Source organism: Actibacterium sp. 188UL27-1, assembly GCF_016901225.1.
GTDB lineage: Bacteria > Pseudomonadota > Alphaproteobacteria > Rhodobacterales > Rhodobacteraceae > 188UL27-1.
On sequence record NZ_JAFEUL010000005.1, the window covers coordinates 121545 to 138785 of the forward strand.

Consider the following 17241-nt stretch of genomic DNA (forward strand, 5'->3'; position numbering starts at 1 on the left):
CCTGAAACATTACGCATCACGTAACGCGTTGAAATCTACAATTTCAGGCAGTTTTAAGTGATTCAGGTTTTTCGCATGACGCTCTAGCAACGGCGTAGATGGTTGAGCCACCCTTGGATCTGGCGCATATGTTCCAACCAAATAAAAAGCCGCCGCACATCCTGGCAGGGATGGCGGCGGAGGAATGCGGAAGTGATCCAAGGCGCGACCGGGACAGGAAGAAAACCCGGGGGCTCTGGGGACAGGCAGATCAGAGGCACAGCATCATGTTGGGGATAGGATGCACGCGCAGGTCACAGGGTCCGCAGGCAGAAACTCGAAAATCAGGTCAGGCTGGGCAAGTGCAGGGCTGCAATCATCATCACGACAAGGGCCGCTGCACCCAAGGCATCTGAAACCAAGGTGGTATCACGACGGGACAAAAGGGCTTTGATGTCGGCTATCATATCGAACCATCCTTAATATTGGTTTGTTGTTGATTTGTTCCCATTTTTTGGCGCGGCTGTAAAGAACTTTTTAAGAACATATCGGAACAAAAATCTAACCCACTGAAATCAGACGGATCGCTTTGTCCTGTTCCATCAACCAAAGCAGCATGCGCATGGCCTGACCGCGCTCTGTTTTCAGGTCGGGATCCCGGGCTAGAAACGCCCGCGCATCTCGCTGTGCCAAATCCATCAAAGCAGCCTGCCGATCCAGATCAGCAACGCGGAACCTTGGCAGACCGGATTGCGCCGTCCCGATCACGTCGCCTGCCCCGCGTAACGACAGATCTTCCTCGGCGATGCGAAATCCATCCTCCGTTTCACGCAGCACCTCAAGCCGGCGCTGTCCGCTTTCGGTCAGAGGGGCCTGGTACATCAGCAGGCAAGTCGACGCCGCCGAACCGCGCCCCACTCGGCCCCGCAACTGATGCAGTTGCGCCAACCCGAATGTTTCGGCCCGCTCAATCACCATTATCGATGCGTTGGGCACGTTCACCCCCACTTCGATCACCGTCGTGGCAACAAGCAGCGACAATTCCCCCGCAACGAACCGGCCCATCGTGACGTCGCGCTCTGCCGGGGCCATCTGGCCGTGTACAAGACCCACCACATCGTCGCCAAACACCGCCCGCAACCGTTTGAACCGATCTTCTGCGGCGGTCAGATCCACGACTTCGCTTTCCTCGACAAGCGGACAGACCCAATAGGCCTGGCGCCCTTGCGCAATGGCCCGGCGCAAACTTTCCACAACTTCATCCATACGCCCAACCGAGACGAGGGCCGTTTTGACCGGCTGGCGCCCCGGCGGTTTCTCATCCAGAACCGACACGTCCATATCGCCGTGTTGCGCCAGGGCCAGGCTACGCGGGATCGGTGTGGCGGTCATGACCAGCACATCGACCGCCTCCCCCTTTGCGCCCAACTCCATCCGCTGGGCCACGCCAAATCGATGCTGCTCGTCAATGACGGCTAGGCGCAAATCGGCAAAGGCGACATCGCGCTGGAACACGGCATGCGTGCCGACAAGGATCTGAATATCCCCAGCTGCAAGGGCGGCCAGTTTGGCAGCCCGCTCTGACGCCTTGTCACGCCCAGTCAGAACCTCCAACACAACACCAGCCGCTTCGGCCAAGGGGTGCAATCCGTTCAAATGCTGTCGGGCCAGGATCTCCGTCGGGGCCATCAAGACCCCCTGCCCTCCCGCTTCAACCGCCGTCAACAGGGCCAACAAGGCTACCAGCGTCTTACCGGATCCAACATCGCCTTGCAGGAGACGGTTCATCCGAAAGGGCTGCGCCATATCAGCCACGATTTCGTCAGTCGCCCGTCGCTGCGCGCCTGTGGGGTCAAAATCGAGCGCATCCAATACATTCTGGCGCAAAATCCCGGCTCCCTCGGATCGCTGCCCAGGGATCTTGCGCTGTTGTGCCCGCGCCAAGGCGAGCGTGGTCTGATGCGCCAAAAGCTCGTCATAGGCCAGTCGTCGCCGCGCAGCGCTATCGGGCGACAGATCATCCGGACCCGCCGGCAGATGCACCGCCTGCACGGCATCGTGCCAATCGGGCCATCCTTCCCGCGCGACCAGAGGCGGATCGATCCATTCCGCCAGTTCCGGAACACGCGCCACAGAACCCGCTGTGACCCGCCCGATGGTGCGCTGGGTCACACCGGCGGTCAGCGGATAGATCGGTTCAAATGCTGGGATCTGGTCCGCCTCCTCTGGCCGCAAGATGTGATCTGGATGCACCATCTGGGCGACGCCATCGAAAAGCTCAACTTTGCCAGAGACGATCCGCTCTTGCCCCGTCGGCAATTGCTGCTGCACATATTCGGGCCGCGCGTGGAAAAACACGATGGCAAAGGTGGTTTGGGCATCCTCGACCGTCACCCGGTAGGGGCCGCCGCGTCGGGTTGGCGCCCGGTGCAACCCCACGCGCACCTTGACCGTGACAGTCATTGGCGGTGAGACATCCCGCACCGACATGCGCAACGAGCGATCAACCCCTGCATAGGGCAGCACGAACAGGGCATCGCGCGGTCGGTGAATGTCGAGACCGGCCAGGTTTTGGGACGTCTTCTTGCCAACACCGTCCAGCGTTTCCAAATCGGCAAACAGAGGAAACAGAACCGATGGCCGGGTGCTCATTCCCCGGTCGGCAAAGCGTTGATCAGGGTCAGCCAGCCATCTTCATCAAGGGTCTCAACGCCAAGCTCCGCCGCCTTTTTGGCTTTGGATCCTGCACCGGGACCCGCCACAAGGATATCTGTCTTGGCCGAAACCGACCCCGACACCTTCGCGCCAAGCGCTTCGGCTCGCGCTTTGGCCTCGGCCCGCGTCATCTTTTCCAAAGTGCCGGTGAACACGACGACCTTTCCGGCGACCGGGCTGTCAGATTGCGCAAGCGCCGCGATGGGTTGGATATCGAGATGGGCAATCAGCCGGTCGATGGAGGCGCGTTCCGCCTCCTGCGTCAGGCTGGTGACAAGTGATCCGGCCATGACCGCGCCAACGCCATCAATCCCTAACAAATCGTCCCAGGCCGTGCCTTCCAACGGCGCGGCGGCGGCAACCGCGTCGCTGAGATGCTCCCAATCACCGTAGTGGCGGGCCAACAATGCCGACGCGCTTTCGCCGACATGGCGCAACCCCAAGGCAAAAATCATGCGGTTCAAGGGAATTTGTCGTCTATCATCAATGGCGTTGAAAAGGTTGGCAGCACTCTTCTCACCCCACCCGTCGCGATTTTTGAGCTGCTGAAGCCCATCGCTGTAGCGCTCTCGCAGGGTAAAAATATCTGCGGGCTCCTTGATCCAACCATCGCTGTGAAATTGCTCAACCTGCTTTACGCCCAGACCTTCGATGTCAAAAGCAGCACGTGAGACAAAATGTTTCAACTTTTCAACGGCCTGAGCCGGGCAAATGAGCCCGCCCGAACAGCGCCGTACGGCGTCGCCCTCCTCCCGGCGCGCTTCCGATCCGCATTCCGGGCAGAGGGTGGGAAAGTCATAGGTCACGGCATCAGTCGGGCGTTGGGACAGATCGACATCGGCGATCTTTGGGATTACATCGCCTGCGCGATACACCTGAACCAGATCCCCGGCGCGAATGTCGCGGCCATCACGGATCATGCCGCCTTTGGCGTCACGACCTGCGATGTAGTCTTCGTTGTGCAAAGTGGCGTTCGACACAACGACCCCCCCCACTGTCACGGGCACCAGACGGGCCACGGGGCTCAACGCGCCGGTTCGGCCTACCTGAATCTCGATCCGTTCCAAGCGCGTCCAGGCCAATTCAGCGGGAAACTTATGGGCAATGGCCCAACGGGGCGTGGTTGAGCGATATCCCAGTCTGCCCTGGAGCGTCAGATCGTTCACCTTGTAGACTACACCGTCGATGTCATAGCCCAATTCGGCCCGGTCAGCCTCGATCCGGTGGTAATGGGCCAGGATTGCATCCGGTGTGTCACAGATTTGGGTCAGCGGGTTGGTGGAAAACCCCAGTTCGGACAAGCGTTCAATGGCGGCGAATTGGGTGTCGGCCAGGGGTGCCGATGTTACGCCCCACGCATAGGCAAAAAACCGGAGCGGGCGCGCGCGGGTGACAGAGGCATCCAACTGACGAAGCGATCCGGCAGCCGCATTGCGGGGATTGGCAAAAGTCTTCGCCCCAGCTCGGGACTGTCTTTCATTCAAAGACGCAAAATCGGCATGGCTCATGTAAACCTCACCCCGGACCTCTAGCAGGTCGGGCGCATCCGTGAGCGTTTCGGGGATATCAGCCACCGTTCTGGCATTTGCAGTGACATTTTCCCCGACACTGCCGTCACCACGGGTCGCGGCCTGTACCAGCACGCCGTATTCGTATCTGAGAGCAAGTGATAAGCCGTCGATCTTTGGCTCAGCGGTATAGGATAAGGACTGATCCTCGGGCCAACCAAGATATTTCCGGATCGATTGATCAAACTCGGTCACATCCGCCTCGTCAAAGGCGTTTCCCAACGACAGCATGCGCTGTTCGTGCGTGACCTTGCCAAACCCCTCGGCGGGGGCGGCACCGATCTGATCGGTCGGGCTGTCGGCACATTTCAAATCAGGGAAACGGTCCTCGATCGCGGCATTGCGGCGTTTGAATGCGTCGTAATCGGCGTCGGTAAGTTCAGGCGCATCGTCGCGGTGATACGCAGCATTAGCCTGGGTCAAAACGTCGGAAAGGCGGGCAATCTCTGCCTTGGCCTCATCTTCGGTCAATTGATCTATCGGCTTTGCATCCACCTGACGGCCCCTCCCTCACCGGGTCCAGTGATATTGTCGCATCTGGTGAAGGTCCAGAGGAAGGAACAATGCACACAAATATGGCGATATCGATTGAGAGGGCGATATCATGTGACTGACACGAAAACGGGGGCACATGGCCCCCGGCTGTCACGATCTTGGAAAAGGACTATGCTCCGATTGCAACGTTCGGCGGCTGCATTGCGTCCGGCTCAGGATCGCGCAGAACGTAGCCTCGCCCCCAAACCGTTTCGATATAGTTTTCCCCGTTGGTGGCCTTGCTGAGCTTTTTGCGAAGTTTGCAGATGAAGACATCGATGATCTTCAACTCAGGCTCATCCATCCCTCCATAAAGATGGTTGAGGAACATTTCCTTGGTCAGTGTCGTGCCTTTGCGCAGCGACAATAGTTCCAGCATCTGGTATTCCTTGCCGGTCAAGTGCACGGCGCGACCCGCTACGCTGACCGTCTTGGCATCAAGATTGACGGAGATGTGGCCGGTATCGATGACGGACTGGGCGTGCCCTTTGGATCGACGGATGATGGCATGGATGCGCGCCACCAATTCCTCTCGATGGAACGGCTTTGTCAGATAGTCATCAGCTCCGAACCCAAAGCCCTTGATCTTGTTTTCGGTGTCATCGGCGCCCGACAGGATCAGAATTGGCGTATCAATGCGTGACAAGCGCAGTTGTCGAAGGACCTCGTGTCCCGTCATGTCTGGCAGGTTCAAATCCAGCAAGATTAGATCGTAATCATAGAGCTTGGCCAGATCTATACCTTCCTCACCCAGATCAGTTGTATACACATTCAGATTGGCATGGGTCAGCATCATTTCGATGCTTTTGGCAGTCGTCGGATCGTCTTCTACCAGTAAAACGCGCATTCAACTTGCTCCGGTTCGGTCTATCTTCGTCGTTACCATTGCTCACAATAGTTAACTCCTCGTTACTTATCGTAGCGCCAAGCTCGCACATCTCAAAGTTGTCTGACCAATTGACAGACAATAACCGTGAAAAAGTCGTGAAATCGGGCACCGGCTATCGATAACGCTGAAGAGTTGTTGCCTTCAAGGCGGCCTCGCCGTGCTGTTGCACCGCGCAGATCCAACTGTCAAACTCTTCTTGTGACAAAGAATACCGCTCCATCGCTTCTTTTTGACCGATCAGACCATACATAACCGCGCGCACAACTGTTGCCTTGCGGCTGGCGACCCAGCGCCGGGTTTGTACGGGCGGTAGATCGGCGCGGGTCAAAACCGTGCCATCTGGCAACGTAACGGCTCGCGGTCCGTCCACTTTTTTGATAAACATCGTTCTGGCCTCGTTTGATCACAAGACGACCATCGCGGGGCACGCTTAAGAACACATGAAGTCCGATCTGCCGTTTGTGTCGGATTTTCTTATATTTTCTCCAGATTGGGAGGCAGTTTCGATGGCACGCGATCACCGTGACACAGGGTTGAACTCCCTGGGTTTCGCCAAACCCAAACAGGACACACGCGTCGTGGTCGCGATGTCCGGTGGGGTGGACAGTTCTGTTGTCGCGGCAGAACTGGCCACTCAAGGCTACGATGTGGTGGGCGTGACCTTGCAACTCTATGACCACGGCGCCGCCCTGGCGAAAAAGGGGGCGTGCTGCGCCGGTCGCGACATCCACGATGCACGCCGTGTGGCGGAGGCAATGGGATTTCCGCACTATGTCTTGGATTACGAGAACACATTCCGGGAAGCCGTGATTGACGAATTCGCCGAAAGCTATCTGACAGGCGCCACACCTGTACCGTGTATTCGATGCAACGAACGCGTAAAATTTAAGGATCTGTTGGAAACTGCCAAGGATCTTGATGCTGATTGCATGGCAACCGGACACTATATCCAACGAAAAATCGGAGCAGCTGGCCCGGAATTACACATGGCGGCTGATTCATTGCGGGATCAGTCCTATTTCTTATTTTCCACGACGGCTGATCAATTGGCGTATCTGCGGTTTCCCTTAGGGCACTTAAAGAGCAAAGAGGAGACCCGGGCATTGGCAGCCAAACATGACCTGATCGTTGCGGATAAACCGGACAGTCAGGACATTTGTTTTGTGCCAGACGGTAATTACGCCAGCGTGATCGAAAAGCTGCGCCCCGGCGCCGGGGAACCTGGTGATATCGTGGATCAGTCCGGCACCGTGCTGGGGCAACATCATGGCGTGATCCATTACACGATCGGGCAACGCCGGGGGCTGGGCATCGGTGGCCTCGCCGATCCGCTCTATGTGGTCAAATTGGACCCGGATGCCCGTCAGGTCATCGTCGGCCCAAAAGATGCGCTGGCGACCCGCATCGTACCCATTCGGGAGATCAACTGGCTTGGCGACCGGCCCCTGACGTCGGGGGATGCATTGCCAATCGCCGTCAAGATCCGGTCGACCCGGCCGCCCCGGGAGGCGATCCTGCGCCCAGGGGCGGATGGTCTGGCCACGGTTGAATTACTATCACCCGAGGAAGGTGTCTCCCCCGGCCAGGCCTGCGTGTTCTACGATCCCAACAGCACGCGCGTTCTGGGTGGCGGATGGATCTGGCGCGGCTAAACCGCCGCGCCAGCCCCCGTCAGTCCCCCAATGCGATTCCTTCTCGGCGCGGATCCGCCCCGCCCTGCAGCCCGTCGCCCACCGCAATGGCGTGCAGGCCGGAATTCAGATCGCGGACATTCACTTCGAACCCCGCAGCGGTCAATGTATCTTCCAGATCCGTTGCCGCAGTTCCAACCTCCAAGTCATAGGTGCCAAAGCGGTTCACAAGATGCGGCAAGCTCACCGCCTGCTGCACATCCATGCCCCAATCGAGATGGGCAATGATCGTCTTGGCGACATACCCGATGATCCGGCTGCCGCCAGGAGAGCCCACCACCAGAACCGGGGCACCGTCTTTCAAAACGATGGTCGGCGCCATGGATGACCGCGGTCGCTTGCCCGGCGCCACGCGATTGGCAATCGGCACGCCCTCCTCGTGACTGGCAAACGAGAAATCCGTCAATTCGTTATTCAACAGAAATCCGCGAACCATGAGACGGGAGCCAAAGCCGTTCTCGATCGTTGTCGTCATGCTCAGCGCGTTGCCTTCAGCATCCACGATGGAAATATGGGAAGTTGATGGAAATTCGATGCTGCGATCATCCGCCCAGTTCAATGCGTGATCAAAAGCCGGGTTTCCGGCCGAAACCTCGGCCAACGCGGCCTCACCCGCCAATAACGCACCCCGTTCCGCCAAATAATCCGGCGCGACCAATCCCTGGACCGGCACCGGGACAAAGTCGCTGTCGGCCATGTAGCGGCCACGATCCGCAAAGGCCAAACGCGACGCATCCCCGATCAACCGCCAGCTTTCCGGGCTCTGCGCGCCCAAGGAGGCAAGGTCATACCCCTCCATCATGCCCAGGATCTGGCCCACCGTCAGCGCGCCTGAAGACGGCGGCCCCATCCCGCAGACATCATGGGCGCGATATTCCACACAAACCGCCGACCGCTCCTTGACGCTGTAAATCGCCAAATCCGTCTCGGTCAGCACACCCGGATTGCCGTCGGCCCCCTGGACCGTGGCCACGATGTCCGATGCAATTTCTCCGGTGTAAAAAGCGCTGGCTCCATCGACCGCAATTGATTGCAACGTGGCACTGTATTCCGCATTCACCAGCATGTCGCCTGCGGCCAAGGGCGTGCCGCCGGGTAGAAAATAGTCGGCTGTGCTAGCAAAGCGTGACAGCCGCTCGGCATCATCGGCGATCAACCCTGCCAGACGCGGCGAGACGGCAAATCCATCCTCCGCCAGGGTAATGGCGTCATTGAACAAACCGTCCCAGGGTTGGTTGCCCCATTTCTCATGGGCCATTTGCATCAAAGCAGGTGTACCGGGTGTCCCGACGGACCGCCCCCCGACGACCGCATCGAAAAAGGCTAGGGGTTCGCCAGCATCATCCTGAAAAAGCCGCGGCGTCGCGGCCAATGGCGCCGTTTCGCGCCCATCCAGCGTGGTCACCGATCCGCTTTCCGCATCATACCACACCAGAAATGCGCCACCGCCCAAGCCGGAGGATTGCGGCTCGACCAACCCAAGCACGGCCTGTACGGCCACCATCGCATCGGCGGCAGTTCCGCCTGCATCCAGCACCTTGGCCCCGGCCTCCACCGCCAGCGGATTGGCAGCAGCCACCATCCAGGTGCTGGCTTCAACCGGCGCGCCCGCCTCTTTCGCGGCAAGTGCCGCCAAGGCCCCATTGGTCAGGCCGGTAAAACCGGTTTCGGTGGTGGCTTCAGGCGCGGTAGCATCCGCAGCGTCCTGGGCCCAGGCGGGTAAAACCGCCAAAAGTGCGATCAACGAAAGATGCGTGCTGAGAGGGATCCGAGGCATTTCGCCATTCTCCTGTCGGTGGTTAACCCTGCGGAACCTAGCACATTGAATGCCGGTGTCTTCCCCGTGTTACCACCCATCACCCGGATGGATGAAACGCTGCATATACCACAATCAATCTGACGCGATCACGCGCAAAACGGCATCGGCCGCGCGATCTCCGGGGGCCGGACCACCGCGCCCCAACGCCGTCATGGTGGCAATCATGGCGTCTTGCTGCGACCGGGGCTGATCCAACACCGAAAGGATAGCAGGTGCGATCAATTCGGGCTGGCACCGCGCCCCGATGAATTCCGGCACAACCCGCGTTTCTGAGACCAGATTGACCAGCGTTACGGTATCAACGATCAGCATCCGGGAAATGATCTGGCGGCTCAACCAGTTCATATCATAGGCGATTACCATGGGCGTACCAGCCGCAGCCAGTTCAAGGGAGACAGTCCCCGACGCGGCCAATGCAACATCAGCAGCGGCGAAGGCTGCCCGCTTCAACCTCGGCCCTTTGTCAGGATCCAAAACCAGCGGATCACCTGGCCAGTCAGCGACAAGGTCGCGTACCGTTTCGGCTTGGGCCCGAACTGTCGGCACGATCACGCGGGCACCGGGACGGGCAGCAATCACGCGGGCCAAGCTCTGCCCAAAGGTCGGGGCAAGCCGGGTCACCTCCCCCTGGCGGGACCCAGGCAAGGCCAGGATCACCGGCCCCTCCGCCCCAAGGTCCGCCCGAAAGGCCGCAATCTCCGCTGCGGTGGCGATGGGTTCAGCGACAACGGGATGCCCGACGAAATCACATCCCATCCCCGCGGCTTCCATATAGGGTGGCTCAAACGGAAAAAGCGCCAGAACATGGTCGATCACGCGCGCCATTTTCACCGCCCGGCCCGGACGCCAGGCCCAGACCGTCGGCGCCACGCAATGGATGGTCTTCTGGGAAGGCCACGCCGCTTTCACAAGCTTTGCGACGCGCAGTGAAAAATCGGGGCTATCGATGGTGATCATCGCATCGGGTGCTGCGGCCAGAACCGCATCCGCCGTCTGCCGAATCCGCCGCTTGAGATGGAAATACTTGGGCAAAACCTCTGCGATCCCCATGACCGACAGGTCCTGCATCGGGAACAGGCTATTCAGCCCCTGTCCCTCCATGCCAGAGCCTCCAACACCGATGAACGAAATATCGGGCACTTGCTGCCTCAATCCAGCCATGACAGCCGCACCCAACATGTCGCCCGATGGCTCACCCGCGATGATGAACACCTTCATGGTGCGCTCTGCCTTGCCCATAGGAACAGCCCGTCAGTATCACAGCGTTGGATCACCGTGTCTCGGTCCAGGACGATCACCCCCCCTGCCTCGATCACCAGACCACGCAGTCCCAAAGCCGCGACTCGCTCAACAGTCTCCCGCCCGATGGTGGGCAAATCAACCCGTCGGTCCTGGTCCGGCTTCGGTCCCTTGTAGAACAGCCCCCGTTGCAGCAGCGCCTTCAGGGCAGGCTGGGCGGGCATGGTCGCTGAAAGCGCCGGGGCCGACCCTGCCTGCAAAGACTGCAACATCCAATTGGTGCCCGGCAGGGCCTCCACCGCAAGGGCCTGACAGTCTGCAATCACACAGGATTGCCCCAGATCCGCCACACCCATCGCGGCCACAATCGCGGCACCACGCGCAGCATTGACACCGTCACGGTCATTTGGACCCGCAACCGTCGGCACTCCAGGTCCCAACAATAGATCCGGCGCCACATCCTGAACTCCCAGCACGCGCAGACCCGCCCGTTCGAACAAACCCAGAATTACCCGAAGCGCGCCATCGTCGCCGGCCCGCAGCGCCGCACCGATCTGCTCCATCAGAGGACGCGTCGCATCATCGATCATGTCCATCTCGATGGCAGGACGAGACACAGCACCGGCAAAACAGACCTCCCGCGCCCCGATCCGGCCCAGCTCCGCCAAAAGGCTGCCCAATCGTTCGATCCGAAACCGCCGCACAGGCACATCGATATCCAGATCGACCGGCACACCGTCCAGGGCATAAACCCGGACCGACCGGCCAGAATCAAAGACCTGCCGCGCCACAATTCCGGGTAACGCGCCCGCTCCGGCAATCAGGACGATCATCGCGCTATTCCGGTGTCAAAAAACTGCGATCACTATCGCCCAGCACAAAGGCCACGATCTCCCGCACATAATCACTGGAGGTCTCATCCCCCAAACGGCGGGCGCGGTCCTGAAACGCGCCCTCTCCCTGGGCCAACATCTGATAGGCGGCGCGCAAGGCCGTGATATCGACACGCGCCACGCCCCGACGCTTCAACCCGACAAGGTTCAACCCGTCCAGACGGCCCCGCGGCGCCTGAACCAACCCATGGGGAATGACATCATTGGTCACCATCGTGACCGCGCCGATGATCGCGCCGCGCCCCACCCGCACCCATTGATGGATACCGGACAAACCGCCAACGATCACCTCATCCTCGATCACGCAATGGCCAGCCACGGCAGAGTTGTTGACCAAGATCACCCTATCGCCGATCCGGGCATCATGGGCGACATGGCAGCCCGCCATGAATAGGCCGTCATCCCCGATCCGGGTGACACCCCCGCCCGCCGCAGTGCCGGTATTCATCGTCACATGCTCCCGGATCCGGTTGCGTGCGCCAATGATCAACTGCGTGCTCTCTCCCTTGAACTTCATGTCCTGCGGGATCTCGCCGATCACCGCGAACGGAAAGATCGTCGATCTCTCGCCGATCTCGGTCTGTCCGCTGATCACCGCATGGGATTTCACCGCCACGTCGCGCCCCACCGCAACATCGGCCCCGATCACGCAAAACGGGCCAATGCTGGCACCCGCGGCGATCCTGGCGCCCTCTTCGACAATCGCACTCGGATGCACATCTGCGCTGGGATCGATGGCCATGGGTTACCCCTGTTCTTGCTGGGACAGGTCCAACATTGCGGTAAAGGCCGCTTCGGCCGCAACCTCATTTCCGACCATACCCTTGCCCGAAAATTTCCAGACCTTGGATCCGCTGCGCGTCACGCTGACATGCAATTCCAGAACATCGCCGGGCGCGACCTTACGCCGAAACTTGGCCCCCTCAATGGCCATGAAATACACCAACATGTTCTTGTCGACCATATCCATGGTGATCCCGGCCATCACGGCAGCGGTCTGGGCCATGGCCTCGATGATCGTGACGCCGGGCATGATCGGCGCGCCGGGAAAGTGACCTTGAAAATGCGGCTCGTTGAAGGTGACGTTCTTGATCCCCACCGCGCTCTCGCCCGGGATGATATCCTTGACATGGTCGATCAACAAAAAGGGATACCGGTGCGGGATCAATCGTTGGATCAGGTTGATGTCTGCCGCCTGTGGCTTTTCTTGGTCTGACATCGGATTTCCCTTCTTTACTGAACTCTTCTTTTTGGCGGGGTGTTCGCTTTCGGCGCGCCCGGTGCAGAGCTCACTCTGACCGGGGTGCCTCTTCCGGCACGGCATCCGGGAGCACGGTCGGAGCGCTCCCATCGCCCAGTTCCGCATTCATACGCTTGATCGCGATATCCGTAATATCGATTTTGTTGACCGTCAGAAAGACCGAGTCGCGGTCGATGATCGCCACCGCTCCGGCCTCCTCGACAATCACCGAGAGTATTGGCAATGCCGTATCGGCAAATGTAGTCCGGGCCACGTCGCCCTGTCGTTGTAGCGCCACTGTCTTGCTGTCCTGACGGCGCCTCAGATCGGTGACCTTTTCATCGAAACGATCCGCCAGAACCCGAAATTCCGCCGGATCCATCTGCTTGCGCCGCTCGGTCAGGTCCTGCTCTTCGGCGGCAAGTTCGGTTTCGATCTGCCGGTTTTCAATGGCGAGCTGCTGCGAGGCTGCCACAAGATCGGCCTGAACCCGGCGACCATAATCCGTTTCCTGGAACAGCCGATCCTGATCGATGGTCAGGATCGGACTTTGCGGGACCTCGACGCTCTCCCCCATTTCCAAGGACAACTCGCCCACCCCAAACAGCCCCTGGGCACTGGCCGACCCTGTCAGCATGGTACCGGCCAGCAGGGCAAATGCCCACCGCATCAGAAGCGGGTCGACACCGTCAGATCGAACGGCCGCTCTTCATCGCCATCCTCGCTGCTAAGCACCTCGGCAAAGTTGAAGCGCAGCGGCCCAAGGGGCGTATCCCAAAAGATCGAAATACCGATAGATTGACGCAGTGCAAAATCGTCGTCGATCTGGAAATTCCCATCCGGCCCGCCATTGGTGTTGTCGAGGCTCCAGACGGATCCTGCATCATAGAAGACGCCGCCCGAAATGCCGTATTCCTCCGGCAATCCCAGCGGGAAATCGGCCTCCAACCGTAGCACAGCAAACATGTTGCCGCCCAAGGCATCTTCATTGGTGACATTAAGATCACGCGGACCAAGGCCATTGGCCTCGAACCCGCGGATTTTGTTGTTCAACGTGAACCGGTCCAGGACCGTCGATCCACCGGTCTGGAAATTGACGGCGCCACCTTCCAGTTCGGCACGCAAGGTGACCTCTTCGTTCAGAACCTTGGTCTCGGCAGATGCCAGCGCGGTCGTCCGGATATAACTGAAGTCATCCCCAAATCCGAAATCCTGGTTGAACCGGAACAGGACGCCAGCATTGGGGTTCAAACCCCTGTTGCGGCTGTCATAGGTATAGGAATAGCCCAGCGTGACCGTTGTGCGGCTTCCTTCCTCACCACGAAGAACAGCCGATGAGCCGGTATCGGCCGGATCATCATCATCCTCCGGAAAGCCAAGATCGACGTCAAACAGCTCGCGGTAAAGGATGCCGCCACGTACGCCAAACCGGCTCCGCTCGCTGATCGGGAACTGGAAGCCCGGGCGAAGCTCGCCCCGACGGGTGGAGAACCGCGAATTCTCATTCGCAGTTTGCCGGTACAGCGCCGAAAAGGTGAAAGCCACATCCCGCCCCAGGAACGCCGGTTCGGTGAAATTCAGGCGCAGCGCCTCTGCATCTTCGGTCGTGTTGAATTCAAAGTTGATCCGCTGGCCCCGTCCCAAAAAGTTCGTGTCAGAGAAAGAAAAGGTCAGACCAAACCCGGAATTGCTGCCAAAACTGGCGCCGAAACCCAGGGAGCCGGTATTGGTTTCTTCAACATCCACGTCCACGATGACCCGGTCGGGCGAACTGCCTTCGCGGGCCTGAACATCGGCATTCTCGAAGAACCCCAATGCTCGGATACGGGAGGCACTTTCGCGAATCTCGCGCGGGTTGAACGGGTCCCCTTCAACAACATCGAACTGGCGGCGCACCACACGGTCCAGCGTGGTCGTGTTTCCTTCGATATCGATCCGCTCGACAAACACGCGCGGTCCGCGGCTCAGTGCAAATTCGATATCAAGCGTCAGATCGCGATCATTGCGAGTGATGCGGGGCTCAACCCTCACGAAATTCTCGCCCTGGCGCACGGCCACCCGTTCCAACCGGGCAATCGCATTCTCGATCACCGCGGGGTTATAGTTGGCCCCGTTGCGGATCCGGATCTCGTTGGCGAATTCGTCAGGGTCAATCGTGTCGATGCTGCTGCTGACACTGATATCGCCGAACTTGAACTGCTGGCCTTCGCGCACATTGAACGTGACAACAAAACCACTGCGGTTCCGGTCCAACTCCGATGTGACGGACAGTGTTTGGAAGTCGACGTAACCGCGGCTCAGGTAGAAGTCGCGCAAGACTTGCTTGTCGAATTCGATACGGTCTTCAACCAGCGTGTCGCGCTGCACGATCTGTCGGAAGATACCGGCCTGTTTGGTCTCCAGCACCCGCCGCAGACGACTGTCAGAGAATTGACGGTTGCCGACAAAGGAAAGTCTTTCAATCTCAACCACGCGTCCTTCGGTGATTTCGAACACCAGGTCGACACGGTTGTCGCTTCGCCGAATGATCTTGGGGGCCACAGTTGCGGCCAACCGTCCGCCCTGCCGATAAGCCTCTGTGATGGCAGCGGCATCAGCTTCGGCCTGACTTGGGCTATACACCCGGCGCGAGGTCGAGCTGACAACGGTGGTCAGATCCTCATCGCTCAGGCGGCGATTGCCCTCAAACGCGATGCGGTTGATCGTCGGAAATTCGCGCACCTCAATCACCAGCGTGCGACCGCGCGGCACGATCTCGACCGTTTCAAACAATCCACTGTTCTGGATATTTTGAAGGGCGGCGTTCAACTGGCCCGCTGACACTGCCTCGCCCCGGGCGATTCCGGCCTGATTGAGAATGGTCGAACTGTCGACCCGCTGGTTCCCGCGCACTTCGACATTATTAAACGAAAATGTCTGCGTTTGCGCCAATGTCGGCACAAAACCCACTGATCCGATAAGGAAAATAACCGTTAAGAGGCGAAGCGCCCGCGTCAGCAAACCACCCCAACCCTGCGATCCACTTACCATTCCACCTGCCCCTAAACCGCCGTTTATTTGTTGCGATAGTGTTATCGGGAATGTTGTGGAGTGTCAAAAGCCTACACGATGTGGTGTGGCACTTTTATTGGGTGACAAGCGAACCCACAAAAGCGCCACCCATAAGGGCGGTCGCAATGGTAGCGACGTAAAGCAACCGATCCGAGTTGAGAGCCAGCAAAAGCAGAACGCTGTTATATCCGACAGCCTGTGTTTTCATGATCAGACACCAATATTTCGTTCCTGTAAAATATCGGTGCAATATGTCGAAATTGGGGCGACTGTCAGATGATGCTGAGCCATCGGCAAAAGACATCATTGCCCAGGGCGAAAACCATCAATGACAGCAACAAAACCAACCCGGTTCCCATGAGAACCCGCAAGGCTCCATCTGGCGGAGGGCGCCGAAAGACGGCTTCATAGGCGTGAAACACAAGGTGACCGCCATCCAAAACGGGGATCGGAAACAGGTTCATCAATCCGACCGCGGTCGATAGAATTGCGATGAAGCTGATGAACTCCACAAGGCCCTGGCTGGCCGTCGCACCCGAAGTCTTTGCAATGGTGATGGGTCCGCTCAGGTTGCAGGTGGAAATGGCCCCGCGCACCAGATGGTAAAGCCCGGAGAGGGAATTGGTCACAACACCCACAGTGCGCTCCACGCCATAGGTAACGACGGTCCACGGGCCGGGTGTCTCGTTGATGGGCGTGATGAACGGGGCACCGTACATCCCGATCAACCACATGTTTTCAAAGCCATCCTCGGTCGGTTGATCGCTCTGACGGGGGCGCAGTGTGAAATCCATCAGCTTCCCGTCGCGCCACACCTCCAAAAGCAAAGCCCGGCCATCCGAGTTTCTGACGATCTCCTGCATCTGCGAGAAGGCGACAATCGGCATCCCGTCGATCTTGGTGATGACATCGTTCTTGATCAGCCCGGCATCCATGGCAGCGGAGATCGGGTGAATACCGGCCGCAATGGGCGGATAGGGATGCGGACCCTCCACCACGGTCGTCGCACCATCCCGTTCAATCGTATATTCGGTCAGTTGGTCATCGGGGATCTCTCGGGAGGCCAGAATAAACTCCTCGAAACTGGCAACGGGTTCGCCATTCACCGCCGTGACCTGATCCCCGGGCTGCAAACCGCTGGCCACTTCGGGCAGTGGCAGAACGGAGTCGATCGTGAACGGCTCCTTCGGAATACCTGTTGACAGGATCAGCAGGCCAAAAACGATGATCGACATGATGAAATTAAAGATCGGACCGGCCGCCACAGTGGCCGCCCGGGCCCAAAGGGGCGCGCCATGCATGGTGCGGCGCCGTGCGGCGGCATCCATCTGCTCCATCTGCGCGCCGTCCTTGCCGCTCGCCGCGTCGGCATCGCCAAGAAATTTCACAAAACCACCCAGGGGTAAGGCCGCGAGTTGCCATTTGGTGCCCCGTTTGTCATGCCGCGACCAGACCACTGGCCCAAACCCGAGCGAGAACACTTCCGCATGGATCCCGCACCAGCGTCCCACGATGTAGTGGCCGTATTCATGCACCGCGACGATCACGCTCAGTGCAATCACAAAGGCCGCAATCACCCAGAAAAACCCACCAAATGCCGCGGTCAAACCGGCAATATCCATA

The 17241-nt window shown here is 59.1% G+C and carries 15 protein-coding genes; 1 reads left to right on the top strand and 14 read right to left on the bottom strand.

Annotated features, from left to right (window positions below; translation table 11 throughout):
* Nucleotides 1–323: 323 nt before the first annotated feature.
* The 5 genes from IU397_RS23595 to IU397_RS08915 form a co-directional block, all read right to left on the bottom strand.
* The gene (locus IU397_RS23595; protein WP_255569782.1) at nt 324–446 is read right to left on the bottom strand and encodes a hypothetical protein; all 123 of its coding nucleotides are present in this window, start codon (nt 444–446) and stop codon (nt 324–326) included.
* Between the two features lie 94 nt (nt 447–540).
* Nucleotides 541–2631 carry an ATP-dependent DNA helicase RecG gene (recG, locus tag IU397_RS08900; protein ID WP_204412484.1) on the bottom strand — a complete coding sequence of 697 codons (2091 nt, stop codon included), beginning with the start codon at nt 2629–2631 and terminating at the stop codon, nt 541–543.
* Nucleotides 2628–4757, bottom strand: coding sequence for an NAD-dependent DNA ligase LigA (gene ligA / locus IU397_RS08905; RefSeq protein ID WP_204412485.1), 2130 nt, complete (start codon nt 4755–4757; stop codon nt 2628–2630). Before ligA ends, recG begins: the two co-directional genes overlap by 4 nt.
* A gap of 169 nt (nt 4758–4926) precedes the next feature.
* Nucleotides 4927–5643, bottom strand: a complete 717-nt coding sequence (gene ctrA / locus IU397_RS08910) for a response regulator transcription factor CtrA (protein WP_204412487.1) — start codon at nt 5641–5643, stop codon at nt 4927–4929.
* Between the two features lie 154 nt (nt 5644–5797).
* The gene (locus IU397_RS08915) at nt 5798–6070 is read right to left on the bottom strand and encodes a DUF1153 domain-containing protein (RefSeq protein WP_204412488.1); all 273 of its coding nucleotides are present in this window, start codon (nt 6068–6070) and stop codon (nt 5798–5800) included.
* A 121-nt stretch (nt 6071–6191) separates the two neighbouring features.
* Here IU397_RS08915 and mnmA point away from each other — a divergent pair, with 121 nt between their 5' ends.
* Complete coding sequence (gene mnmA / locus IU397_RS08920; RefSeq protein WP_204412490.1) at nt 6192–7337, top strand: tRNA 2-thiouridine(34) synthase MnmA; 1146 nt, start codon at nt 6192–6194, stop codon at nt 7335–7337.
* A 19-nt stretch (nt 7338–7356) separates the two neighbouring features.
* Here the strand turns inward: mnmA and ggt are convergent, their stop codons facing one another.
* The 9 genes from ggt to rseP all read right to left on the bottom strand — a co-directional run bounded on the left by ggt (nt 7357) and on the right by rseP (nt 17240).
* On the bottom strand, nt 7357–9153 hold the full coding sequence (gene ggt, locus IU397_RS08925) for a gamma-glutamyltransferase (RefSeq protein WP_204412491.1): 1797 nt from the start codon (nt 9151–9153) through the stop codon (nt 7357–7359).
* Between the two features lie 114 nt (nt 9154–9267).
* Complete coding sequence (gene lpxB, locus IU397_RS08930; protein ID WP_204412778.1) at nt 9268–10413, bottom strand: lipid-A-disaccharide synthase; 1146 nt, start codon at nt 10411–10413, stop codon at nt 9268–9270.
* A complete protein-coding gene (locus IU397_RS08935) occupies nt 10410–11267 on the bottom strand; it encodes an LpxI family protein (RefSeq protein WP_204412493.1) in 858 nt (285 codons plus the stop codon). Before IU397_RS08935 ends, lpxB begins: the two co-directional genes overlap by 4 nt.
* Nucleotides 11268–11271: 4 nt before the next feature.
* Nucleotides 11272–12069 carry an acyl-ACP--UDP-N-acetylglucosamine O-acyltransferase gene (gene lpxA, locus IU397_RS08940; RefSeq protein WP_204412495.1) on the bottom strand — a complete coding sequence of 266 codons (798 nt, stop codon included), beginning with the start codon at nt 12067–12069 and terminating at the stop codon, nt 11272–11274.
* Nucleotides 12070–12072: 3 nt separating this feature from the next.
* Nucleotides 12073–12546 carry a 3-hydroxyacyl-ACP dehydratase FabZ gene (gene fabZ, locus IU397_RS08945; RefSeq protein ID WP_204412497.1) on the bottom strand — a complete coding sequence of 158 codons (474 nt, stop codon included), beginning with the start codon at nt 12544–12546 and terminating at the stop codon, nt 12073–12075.
* 70 nt (nt 12547–12616) lie between these two features.
* Nucleotides 12617–13237: an OmpH family outer membrane protein gene (locus IU397_RS08950; RefSeq protein ID WP_204412499.1), complete on the bottom strand. Its 621-nt coding sequence runs from the start codon at nt 13235–13237 to the stop codon at nt 12617–12619.
* The gene (gene bamA, locus IU397_RS08955; protein WP_204412501.1) at nt 13237–15597 is read right to left on the bottom strand and encodes an outer membrane protein assembly factor BamA; all 2361 of its coding nucleotides are present in this window, start codon (nt 15595–15597) and stop codon (nt 13237–13239) included. Before bamA ends, IU397_RS08950 begins: the two co-directional genes overlap by 1 nt.
* A gap of 94 nt (nt 15598–15691) precedes the next feature.
* A complete protein-coding gene (locus IU397_RS23600) occupies nt 15692–15826 on the bottom strand; it encodes a hypothetical protein (RefSeq protein WP_255569783.1) in 135 nt (44 codons plus the stop codon).
* Nucleotides 15827–15890: 64 nt separating this feature from the next.
* Nucleotides 15891–17240, bottom strand: a complete 1350-nt coding sequence (rseP, locus tag IU397_RS08960) for an RIP metalloprotease RseP (RefSeq protein WP_204412503.1) — start codon at nt 17238–17240, stop codon at nt 15891–15893.
* Between the last annotated feature and the right edge of the window lies 1 nt (nt 17241).